The organism is Thiohalocapsa sp., assembly GCF_022340605.1.
Taxonomy (GTDB): domain Bacteria; phylum Pseudomonadota; class Gammaproteobacteria; order Chromatiales; family Chromatiaceae; genus Thiohalocapsa.
Window position 1 is genome coordinate 1 of sequence record NZ_JAJDNQ010000109.1, and the last position, 10,392, is coordinate 10,392.

General features: G+C 67.6%; 9 protein-coding genes. 7 read left to right on the forward strand and 2 right to left on the reverse strand.

Annotated elements, in window-relative coordinates; all coding sequences use genetic code 11:
• The coding region (locus LJE69_RS14105; protein ID WP_296926116.1) for a glycosyltransferase family 4 protein at positions 1–1,096 on the forward strand (1,096 nt) is incomplete at its 5' end.
• Here LJE69_RS14105 and LJE69_RS14110 read toward each other — a convergent pair.
• Positions 1,017–2,537, reverse strand: a complete 1,521-nt coding sequence (locus LJE69_RS14110; RefSeq protein WP_296926118.1) for an O-antigen ligase — start codon at positions 2,535–2,537, stop codon at positions 1,017–1,019. The two genes, LJE69_RS14105 and LJE69_RS14110, sit on opposite strands and share 80 nt — an antisense overlap.
• A gap of 143 nt (positions 2,538–2,680) precedes the next feature.
• Here LJE69_RS14110 and LJE69_RS14115 point away from each other — a divergent pair, with 143 nt between their 5' ends.
• The 4 genes from LJE69_RS14115 (at position 2,681) to LJE69_RS14130 (ending at position 7,035) form a co-directional block, all read left to right on the forward strand.
• The gene (locus LJE69_RS14115) at positions 2,681–3,811 is read left to right on the forward strand and encodes a glycosyltransferase (RefSeq protein WP_296926121.1); all 1,131 of its coding nucleotides are present in this window, start codon (positions 2,681–2,683) and stop codon (positions 3,809–3,811) included.
• Positions 3,812–4,957, forward strand: a complete 1,146-nt coding sequence (locus LJE69_RS14120) for a glycosyltransferase family 4 protein (protein WP_296926123.1) — start codon at positions 3,812–3,814, stop codon at positions 4,955–4,957.
• A gap of 435 nt (positions 4,958–5,392) precedes the next feature.
• Complete coding sequence (locus tag LJE69_RS14125; protein ID WP_296926125.1) at positions 5,393–6,583, forward strand: glycosyltransferase family 1 protein; 1,191 nt, start codon at positions 5,393–5,395, stop codon at positions 6,581–6,583.
• On the forward strand, positions 6,562–7,035 hold the full coding sequence (locus LJE69_RS14130; protein ID WP_296926127.1) for a hypothetical protein: 474 nt from the start codon (positions 6,562–6,564) through the stop codon (positions 7,033–7,035). The genes LJE69_RS14125 and LJE69_RS14130 overlap by 22 nt, the downstream gene beginning before the upstream one ends.
• A 73-nt stretch (positions 7,036–7,108) precedes the next feature.
• On the opposite strand, the gene LJE69_RS14135 is transcribed toward LJE69_RS14130, so the two are convergent.
• A complete protein-coding gene (locus LJE69_RS14135; RefSeq protein WP_296926129.1) occupies positions 7,109–7,366 on the reverse strand; it encodes a hypothetical protein in 258 nt (85 codons plus the stop codon).
• A 502-nt stretch (positions 7,367–7,868) separates the two neighbouring features.
• Between LJE69_RS14135 and LJE69_RS14140 the strand changes: the two genes are divergently transcribed.
• Both LJE69_RS14140 and LJE69_RS14145 read left to right on the forward strand, forming a co-directional pair.
• On the forward strand, positions 7,869–8,834 hold the full coding sequence (locus LJE69_RS14140; RefSeq protein WP_296926131.1) for an AAA family ATPase: 966 nt from the start codon (positions 7,869–7,871) through the stop codon (positions 8,832–8,834).
• Positions 8,831–10,392 (forward strand): Wzz/FepE/Etk N-terminal domain-containing protein (locus LJE69_RS14145; protein WP_296926133.1); only part of this gene is annotated, 1,562 nt, incomplete at its 3' end. The genes LJE69_RS14140 and LJE69_RS14145, both read left to right, overlap by 4 nt.

Below are 10,392 nucleotides of genomic sequence, written 5' to 3' on the forward strand. Positions count from 1 at the left end.
GGTGCGCCGCTTTGCGTATAGCTACCCGTTCTGGGGGCTCACCGACGCCAACCGCCGCGACATGGACAAGAAGGGCGGCAACCTGTTGTCGCTGTCTTTGTTCTGGGCGCTGTTGCGTGAGCCCGGCGTGAGCCTGCTACACGCCCACAGCGGCAAGCGGCTGGGTGCGGCGGTGCGCACGGCAGCCAGGCTGCGCGGCATCCCATACGTGATCACACTGCACGGCGGGCACTTCGTGGTGCCCGCGGGCGAGATGAGCCAGATGCTGGCACCCATCCAACGCACCGTGGAATGGGGCCGGCTGTTCGGCATGGCCATGGGCTCACGGCGGGTGCTGGAGGATGCCGATGCGGTGCTCTGCGTCGGCGGCGACGAGCTCGCCGCAGCGCGCGAGCGCCTGCCGGGCCAACGCGTGGAGCTGATGCCGAACGGCGTCGACTGCGACGCCTTCGCCACGGGAGACGGCGATGCCTTCCGCCACGCTTACGGCATCCCGCCGGAGCGCCGCCTGCTGCTCTGCGTCAGCCGCATCGACTACCAGAAGAACCAGATCACCCTGGTGGAGGCGCTGGCACGACTGCTCCCGAGCCAGCCGGACCTGCACCTGGTGCTGCTCGGCCCGGTGACCGTGGCGAGCTACCACGACAAGCTCCAGACCCGCGTCACGGAGCTCGGCGTCGGCGAGCGCGTGACCATGATTCCAGGGCTCCGCGCCGATGACCCGCTGCTCACCGGCGCCTTCCACGCCGCCGAGGTCTTCTGCCTGCCGTCGCTGCACGAGCCCTTCGGTATCGTCATCCTGGAGGCCTGGGCTGCTGGGCTGCCGGTGGTGGCCTCGCGCGTGGGCGGCATCCCTTCCTTCACCGAGGACGGCGCGGACATCCTGCATGCGGAGCCGGGCGACGCCGAGGCCCTGGCCAAGCAGCTCCGCCGGGTGCTGGACGACAGCGGACTGGCGCGCAGCCTCGGCGCGGCCGGCCGCAACAAGGCGCGCCGCGACTACGACTGGCGCGCCATCAGCGCCCGGCTGCTCGACCTCTACCACGAGCTGATCGCCGCCCGCGGCCCCCGTGCCGGCCGGGGCGCTGCGGCATAGCCGGTGCGGCTTGGGCACCACCGCCCATGGCCTGCTGCCGGGCGTAGGCCGCCAGCGCCAGCATCTGCTGCTTGCGCTGCCGCGCCGCCTGCAATCGCTCCGCCTCCACCCGCGCCAGCGAGCTGGCGAAGCCGGCCATCATGAGATAGGTGAACGTGAGCTGGGTCTGGCGAAAATTCCACTCCAGCTTGCCGATCAGCATGGCGATGACGAAGCCGGCGAGCAGCCCCACCGCGAAGATCCGCTCCAGGCTGTCGCGCCGCTTCAGGATGAAGCGCAGCAGCACGACGATGAAGCCAAGCATCAGCAACACCCACAGCGAGCGCCCGACGAAGCCCAGCTCCGCAAAGTGCAGCCAGTAGATGTTGTGCGCGAGGCCGCCCTGGTCGATGGGCGGGAGCTGGTCGCGGTATTGCTCCATGAATCCGCTGCCGAAGGAGTAGTTGTTGAGCCCGATGCCGAGCACATGGGTGTTGCCCATCTCGCGTGCCACCTCGTTGAACACGTCCCGCGCCTCGGCGGACTCCTTGGGCGCGTGCTCGAAGCGATCGATGATGGGCGGCAGGATCACCACCAGGATCGGCAGCGTGGCAAGGAGCATGAGCCCCAGCGCGGCGAGCTTCTTGCCCCGCTTCTTGCCGGGCTGCTTCAGCCACAGCAGGATCGGCGTCATCAGCGCATAGCCCATCACCATGGTGACCATACCGCCCCGGGACAGGGTGGCGACGCTGGTGAGCGAGCCCGCCCCCAGCGCCACCCAATAGATGAGGTTGCGGCGGTCGAAGAGCTTGTCGTTGTCCCCCATCAACATCGCAAAGACGATGAAGTTCATGACGTTCTGGAAGGTCACCAGCGAGTTCTGGTGGTCGAACGAGCCGCGCGGCGGAAACACCCCGCGCTGGTACTTGTCGAGCAGCACCTGGACGAAGCTGTAGATGGTCAGCCCGACGACGCAGTTGACGACGAAGCGCAGGTCCTCCTCGTCGCGGATGTAGTTGTAGGCCACCCAGAACAGCGCATAGGCCCGGATCAGCCGGGTGACGCCGAAGAACGAGAACTGCGGCACCATGGCCCAGGCGATGGAGGCCGTGCACCAGGCGAAGTACGCCCACAGCAGTACCTCGTTGGGGCTGCGGTAGTGCAGCTTGCGCCGCTTCCAGCGCGGCGCGAACTGCATGGTGATGATCATGGTGATGATCATCCAGTCCACGACACCGAACTCGATGCCGCGGATGTCGCCGCGGTAGTGGGTGTAGCTGAAGAAGGTCACGTCCACCGGGTTGATGGCCATGAACAGGATGCCGAAGATGCAGACCTTCTCCACCCACGGGAACTTGATGGCCGCGGGGATCGCCACGGCGAAGTAGCCGATCGTCATCACGACGAAGACGATCTGCTTGAAGCTGATGGGCTCCGGGAAGATTTCCGGCGGCAACGTCATCGTTGGAGTCGGGCTCGAGGGTCAGAGCGACGCGTCCCGGCCGGCGCCGGGCGCGTGGCGGCAGAACGTCCCTTTGGCTACCATTGGCACAGCAGGGATTTCCGCACATCCCTCCCCGCAGAACAACCATAACGGAGGACGCGATGCAGGCCCTGATTCTGTCCAACACCGGCTTCGGTCATGGGTCGCTGTATCCGTTCATCCATTATCGGGACGATCTCGCGTCGCGCTTCGGCCTCACGAGCCGCGAGATCGTCTCCGACAGCTTGCAGCAGAAGCTCGTGGACGCCCGCGCCTTCCGCGGCGAGCTCATCGTCATCTCCGTGCCCTGGGATACGGACCGGCACAAGCTCGCGGACTTCTACCGCGAGCTGCGCCGCACCTGCCCGGACCAGAAGCTCGTCCACTTCGACTACGGCGACGGCAACCAGTCGCCGCACTTCGGCGTCCTGCCACACCTGGACCTCTACCTGAAGCAATACCTGAACACGGACTGGAACGACTATCGCCGGCGCTTCCTGGGCGGCTCCAAGTTCATCGAGTACCTGGTGCAGACCGGCATGGCCGAGGACAGCATCCTGTCCGAGGTCTGGACCGACCTGTTCCAGTCCGAGCTGCCGCCGGAGCACGAGCACAAGCTCATGCTCGGCTGGAACTTTGGCCTGTGGAAGCGCATGATCTACCTCGCCGAGGGCAAGCCGGACCTGGTGCTGCTGGGCAAGGACAAGCCGCAAAACTTCGCGGCCGCCAAGGCCAAGTCCACGTTGGACGCCCTGCGCGGCAGGCGGAAGTCCATCGACATCTACTGCAGGGCCACCCTGTACGCCGGCTGGACCCGCAAGCATCGGGAATCCACCATCGAGACGCTCAACCAACTCGCCGACGACTATGCGGTGGTTTCATCCACGGCGAAGGTGTCGTTCTCGGAATACTATCGAGAAATGTCCCAAAGCCGCATCTTCGTCTCCCCATCCGGCTGGTGCGAATATACGCCGAAGGACTACGAGGCCATGTACTTCGGTGCACTACTGCTGAAGCCGTCGCTGGAGCACATCAAGACCGAACCGGATGTCTGCTTCCCCGGCGAGACCTATGTGCCACTGAAATGGGACATGAGCGACATGCTGGAGCAGTGTCGTTACTATCTCGAGCATGAGGACGAGCGCCGGCGCATCGCCGACAAGGCGCGCGAGGGTTTTGTAAGCTACTACCGCGAGCACCGCCTGGTGAGCCACATCGGCGACATGCTGCAACGTCTCGGACTCGCCGGCTGAATGCGCGTCCTGCACGTCCACCAGCGGGCCGGCTTCTACGGCGGCGTCGAGCAGATCCTGCACGACATCGCCGCGGGCCTGAGCGCGCGCGGCATCCCGCAGGGTCTGCTGCACGCCGACCGCGCCCCACGCCGGGACTACCTGCAGGCCTTCGCCGACAGCGGTACCGACGAGGCGCTGATGGCGAACTTCCGCCCCGACGTGCTGCTGCTGCACAAGGTGGAGGACGCGGCACGCGTTGCCCGGCTCGCGGCGCAGGTGCCCACAGCCCGCATGGTGCACGACCACGACCTCGTCTGCCTGCGCCGGCACAAGTATTTCCCCATCGGCAACCGCGTCTGCGACCGTCCCGCCGGCGGCGCCTGCTACAGCCATCTCTGCTTCGTGCAGCGCGGTCACGGCCGGCTGCCCATCGGCTTCAAGGGCGTCGGCGGGGTCAAGGCGGCCATCGCGGCACACGCCGAGGTGCGGCGCTTCATCGTCGGCAGCCGCTGGATGCGCGACGAGCTCACGATTAACGGCCTGCCGGCGGAGCGCATCCGCATCGTACCGCCGGTGCCGCAGGCGCTCGGCCGCTGCGAGCAGCAGCCGCCGTCGCATTCGCCGGAGGTGCTCTACGTCGGCCAGGTCATCCGCGGCAAGGGTGTCGACCTGCTGCTGCATGCCTTGGCGCAGGTGCCGGGTCACTGGCATACCACCGTCGTCGGCACCGGCAACTACCTCGAGGCCTGCAAGGCGCTGGCGATCAAGCTGGACGTTGCCCACCGCGTCACCTTCACCGGCTGGGTGGACCACGCCGCGCTCGACGGTTACTACGCCCGCGCGTCCATGACGGTGGTGCCGTCGCGCTGGCCGGAGCCGTTCGGCATGGTGGGCATCGAGGCCATGGCACGCGGCCGGCCCGTGGTGGGCTTCGCGGTGGGCGGCATCCCCGACTGGCTGGAGCACGAGGCCACCGGCCTGCTGGCCCCCGAGGCCGACACCAAGGCGCTCGCGGCGCACCTGTCGCGGCTGCTGGCCGAGCCGGAGCTCGCCGCGCAGTTTGGTGCCCAGGCCGCGACCCGGGTGCGCGAGCGCTATCGCCCGGACGCCTTTCTGGACCAGCTCACGGCGGTCCTGCAGGAGGCGGTGGACGATGCGGACTAGTACCCTGTTTCAGGCAATTTTGCAGGGCGCCAAACCGGGTGGGGGCCGGAGTCGAGGAACCTGATCGAAGTCTCTGCTCGTGGTCGTGGTCGTGGTCGTGGTCGGATACACGACCACGACAACGACAACGACAACGAAAGCAAAGTTGGGTGAAACGCTGCACTAGTAGCAGTGCAACAAGCTGCGACCGGATCGTAGGTCGAATAAGCGAAGCGCATCCGCCGTCTTGGCCCGCGGTGGATGCGCTTCGAGACTGTGAGAGTATGCGCTGTAGGTCGGGTTACGCTGCGCTCCCCCTTATCAATAGCTGACTACGATGCGCTCGTTTTCGGCGTTGCGAGCAATACTTTCACGGTCTCTTCGCTTATCCACCCTCCGCGACGTTTCAGTTGTTCTTGAACCCATCCAGAGCGGCACACACCGCCCGGAAGTCCCATGCGCATCGGCATCTCCGCCTTCGCCGGCGACGGCGGCAAGTCCGGCATCAGCCAGTACATGGCGAACATCGTCGGCCGTCTGGTGGAAACCGCACCCCGGCATGAATTCATCGCCCTCGTCGGCGCGGGCGATCGCGATTGGGTGCAGTCCTGGCATCCGCATCTGACGGTGGCCGCTTATCCCAACTGGACCGCGCACCCCATCGCCAGCATCGGCTGGCACTTGCTGCGGCTGGCGCCCGAGCTGCACCGGCACGGCTGCGAGCTGGTGTTCATGCCCGCCGGCAACCGCCGGCTGGCCTGGCGCTACGGCGTGCCGAGCCTCGGCACCGTACATGACTTCTCGCAGCTCCACGTGCCGCAAAAGTACGACGCGCTGCGCATGGCCTACATCATGCGCGTGCTGCCGGCGATGATGCGCCGGCTGGACCGGGTCATCGCCGTCAGCGAGTCCACGCGGCGCGACCTCGAGTCCTTCGCCCGGGTGCAGCCCGCGCGCATTGCTGTGATCCACAACGGCGCGGACCTGAGCCGCTTCCGGCCCGACCAGCCGCCGCAAGCCATCGCCGACATGCGCCGGCGCTTAGGCATCGAAGGCCCTTATCTGCTCTACACCGCGCGCCTGGAACACCCGGGCAAAAACCACGTGCGTCTGCTAGAAGCCTTCGCCGCGCTGCGTCGCGCCCGCGACCTGCCCCACCGCCTGGTGCTCGCGGGCGGGCGCTGGAGCGGTGCCGAGGCCATCGATGCCAGGCTTGCCGAGCTGAGCCTCGGCGACGCCGTAGTGCTGCCGGGCTTCGTGCCGAACGACCTGCTGCCGGCGCTCTACGCGGAGGCGGATGCCTTCGTCTTCCCGTCACTGTTCGAGGGCTTCGGCATCCCGGTGCTGGAAGCGATGGCCTCCGGCACGCCGGTCTGCGCCGCCGACACGGCCAGCATCCCGGAGGTGGTGGGCGATGCGGGACTGTTGTTCGATCCGACGGATTCCGCCGGCATCGCGACCACCGTGGCGCGGTTGCTGTCGGACCGGGGCCTGCACGCGCGAGTAGTGGCACGCGGCCTCGAACGCGCCCAAAGCTTCACCTGGGATCGGGCGGCCGCCGGGGTGTTGGCGGAGCTGGACGCACTGGCCACGGCGGCAGACCGCTCACGCCCGTACGCGCCGCCATGGCCAGCCCCGCGCCGATAGCCGCCGGGATGCTGTTGGCGACGCTGTTGTCGGCCAGCCTCGTCACGAGCCTCGTCACGAGCGGTGGCTGCACGCTCCAGCGGCCAATGGCCCGCCGCGATGACTGCTCCGCTTTCCGGCAAGACTGCGCACCGCGGCGCCCGACATCGGTCACCGCCGGCGACGGCGAGACCAGTCGCCGGGTGCGCATCGACAGCGAGCCGACACCGGCGGCCATTTATCTCAATGGCGCCTTCATCGGTTACAGCCCCATGCACCATCGCATCGGCTTCGGCAGCACCGACCGCGCCATCAGTCTGGTGGCGGTACCGCTGTATCCGGGGCAGGCGCAGCAACAACGGCTCATTCGTATTCCGCCGCTCCCGGCACGGGTATCCTTCTTCATGAACAACCCGCCGCCCGAGGACGCCGACTCATCCGCCAGCACCAGCCCCGTATCCGCCCAACCCTGAGCGGCCCAACCCTGAGCGGCCCAACCCTGAGCGGCCCAACCCTGAGCGGCCCAGCCTCGCGCAACGGGACGCCTCAGGCGGATTGGGATGCGCACTCCCAATTGGCGATGCGGATCAGCTCCATGATTTCCCGCGCCAGCGGCAGCGGCTCGTTGAGCCGGAAATCCTCCCCCTTTTCCCAAGCCGCCTCGGCGTCGGCTGCGACACCGTGAAAACCTTGACGGCAGAGCTCCCAAACGGCTTTGTCTTGGTGCGTCTTCATGTTGTCTCCCCCCGGGTCGATATCCTGGATCAGGATTGCCCTGTTATTTGTTGCCAGTGCGCTGGCCATTGCAGCGCAACGGCTCCCCGTCGGCCCCTCATGACGCCGTGGCGCCACGGTCACCCTAGCTTGCGGGCCACGCTTTGAGACTAGTCCAGCAGCGTTTTCGGGCAATCGGTAGATACACGTCTCCAATTGACCACAATTCCACGCGGCTGGCATCTTGGCCTCGCGCAGATTCAAGGCAGGGTTTATCAGCGGACCAGCCTGCGGGGATACCCCCTGGCTGGACAGGCTACGACCCTGGCTTATGCCGCGACTTTGCCTCACCCGGCGTCGATGCAGAGCATGGCGGCCATCGCGGACCGGCCGCTTGGCATCGGCAACGGCGGCGCTGACCGCCTGAACCGGCCGCGCGCCAGCCGGCGCCAGTGCCGTCCCGTGCCGCTACGCCGAGCGCACCACGGCGCGACCGACGGCACCGGCCAAACCACTGACGGATAGGTAACTGATTCCCTTATTGTGCTGCACGTCTGACATATACTGAGGCATCGCTAGCCGTGTTCGCGCCATGTCCGCAGATCCCGCCGCCAACCCGCAGCCCGTGCCCGCAGAGGACGCCAGTATCGAGCCCGGCCGCATCGGCGCGCGGAATCCGCCACGGCCGGCGTTCGAGAACACCCGCGACACCAGGTTCTACTTCCCGTCCGCTGCGCACCGGGAGGCGTTGTCGCGGCTGTTGTTCCTGGCGCACGACCGCAACATGGGCATCGGGCTGCTGACGGGCGAAATCGGCGCCGGCAAGACCCTGTTGCGCACCCTGCTCTACGCCCGGCTGTCCGCCGCCGAGCACGTTCGGGTCAACCTGGAGAACAGCCTGCTGGACTTCGACGGCCTGCTGCTGGAGATCCTGAGCCAGATGCGCGGGGCGCGCGTGCACAGCGTCGACCTGCCGGATCGCTACAGCCGGCTCGCGGCCTTCAAGCGCACCCTGTCGGAGCAAGTGGCGGCGCAGGACAAGCACCTGATCGTGCTGGTGGACGAGGCGCAGCAGCTCTCCCTGGAGACGCTGGAGGCGTTGAAGGCGCTCACCAACATCGCCTCGGAGCGGCAGAACTTCCTGACCTTGATCCTCATCGGCCAGCCCGAACTGCGCCAGCGCCTGGCCCGGCTGCCACAAGTGGAGCAGCGCGTCAGCCTGCGCTTCCACTTGGGCGCCCTCGCCGAAGCGGAGACGGGCGACTACATGCGTCATCGGCTCGCCGCCGCCGGCTTCGTCGGCGAGCCACCCGTGGACGCCGCTGCCGTTGCCCTGCTACACCGGGTCAGCCGCGGCATCCCGCGGGAGATCAACCGCCTCTGCAAGCTGGCGCTGGAGCACTTGCTGACGCAGGGCCGCGGCCGGCTGGACGCCGCGGCCGTCGGCGTCATCGTGGACGACCTGCGCCGGCACGGCGCCCTGCCGGAGATACTGGACGACCCACTGCACGGCACCGCCCATGGCGGAATGAGGGGCGGCCTGGACGACCTCGCGTGAGCGAGCCGCTCGACATCGACGCCAGCTTGCAGCGGCACTCGGCGCCGACCGCCCCGGACCAGACAGCGGATGCGGGCGAGCGCGCCTGGGACCTGCCCGACAGCAAGCCCGTCGGCGATGTCGGCGACATCGACGAGCCGCGGCGCCGGCCGCTTGTGCCAGCGCGCCGTCCACTGCCCGAGCCCGACCGGGCGCCCGACCAGGGGACCGACTGGGAGTCCGAGGACGACGGTGCGGCACCGCCGCCGCCACCCGCGTTTCCGCCCCTGCCCGGCTTCGGCGACGAGGCCGAAGCAGCGCCCGCCGGCCCCGGCCTCGACATCATGCGCTTCGTGCGTGGCGTCTGGCAGCGCAAGTGGATCGTCATCGCCATCGCCGTCATCGTGACGCTCCTGTTCCTGCTGCTGGCGCTGTCCCTCCCGCACAAATGGAAGGCGACAGTCACCCTCATCAACGAGACCCAGCAGGACCCCTTCCAGATGAGCGACGTGCCGCCCTACCGGCCGCAGGACTACGCGCTCCAGACCTTCATCGACACCATCAAGCTGCCGAGTTCCCTGGATGAGACCATGCAGCGGGTGGGCGTCTCGGTGCTACGCATGACCATGGCCGGCGCCATCGACGTCGGCGTCGGCCGCGACTCCAAGCTCTTCTCCATCAGCGCCACCTGGGAGGACCCGCAGACCGCCGCGCGCATCGCCAACACCGTCGCCGAGCTGTTCCTGGAAAACGCCGCCGCCATCCGCCGCCAGGACACCGAGCAGACCTTCAACGACTACAGCACCCAGTTGCGCGAGGCCCGGGCCGCCCTCGACCAGGCCAACGCCGCCGTGCTCGCCTTCGAAGAGAAGCATGAGATCGCCAGCATGGACGACCAAATCATGGTGCTGGTGAACCAGGTCTCGGAGGCCGACGCCGAGTACCGCACCAAGACCGCCGAGGCTGGCGCCATGCGCGCGGCGCTGAAGCGCGTCCAGGCGCAGATAGCCGAGGAGCCCGAGATGGTGGTCGCCATCGCCCGCTACCGCAGCCCGTTCAAGCAGCGGCTGTCGGACTACCAGTGGGAGCTGAAGGAGGCACGCACCCGCTACACGGACGAAAACCCCAAGATCAAGCGCATCCAGAAGCGTATCGAGACCCTGGAACAGCTCATCGCGGAGAGCAACGACGAGGTGGCACCCGAGAACGAATACCGCCTCAATCCCAAGCGCGAAGAGCTCGCCACGCGCGCCCGGCAGCGCGAAGACGACATCAAGGTCATCGAGGCCCAGTCGGTGGCCATCAAGCAGACCCTGGACGAAGCCCGCGGCAAGCTCAACGCCCTCACCGTTGCCCGCACCGGCTACCAGGAGCTCACCGCCAAGCTGAGCGAGGCGAAGAAGCTGGCGGACAAGCTCACCGCCCGGCTGGCGGAGGTGCGTGTGGCGCTGCTGCGCAACGACGCCGGTTTCAGCATCCTGGAGCGCGCCGCGCCGCCCATCTTCCCGGAGCCCTCCATGCGCAAGCTGGTGGCCGCCGCCGGCGTGGTGCTGGGCGGCGGGCTCGGGCTCTTCGTGGC

Excerpts from the sequence above, each read along its gene's own strand:
- LJE69_RS14130 (WP_296926127.1), top strand. The coding sequence starts at position 6,562 with ATGGCCAGCCCCGCGCCGATAGCCGCCGGGATGCTGTTGGCGACGCTG.
- LJE69_RS14125 (WP_296926125.1), top strand. The coding sequence starts at position 5,393 with ATGCGCATCGGCATCTCCGCCTTCGCCGGCGACGGCGGCAAGTCCGGC.
- LJE69_RS14140 (WP_296926131.1), top strand. The coding sequence starts at position 7,869 with ATGTCCGCAGATCCCGCCGCCAACCCGCAGCCCGTGCCCGCAGAGGAC.
- LJE69_RS14120 (WP_296926123.1), top strand. The coding sequence starts at position 3,812 with ATGCGCGTCCTGCACGTCCACCAGCGGGCCGGCTTCTACGGCGGCGTC.
- LJE69_RS14115 (WP_296926121.1), top strand. The coding sequence starts at position 2,681 with ATGCAGGCCCTGATTCTGTCCAACACCGGCTTCGGTCATGGGTCGCTG.
- LJE69_RS14135 (WP_296926129.1), bottom strand. The coding sequence starts at position 7,366 with ATGGCCAGCGCACTGGCAACAAATAACAGGGCAATCCTGATCCAGGAT.
- LJE69_RS14110 (WP_296926118.1), bottom strand. The coding sequence starts at position 2,537 with ATGACGTTGCCGCCGGAAATCTTCCCGGAGCCCATCAGCTTCAAGCAG.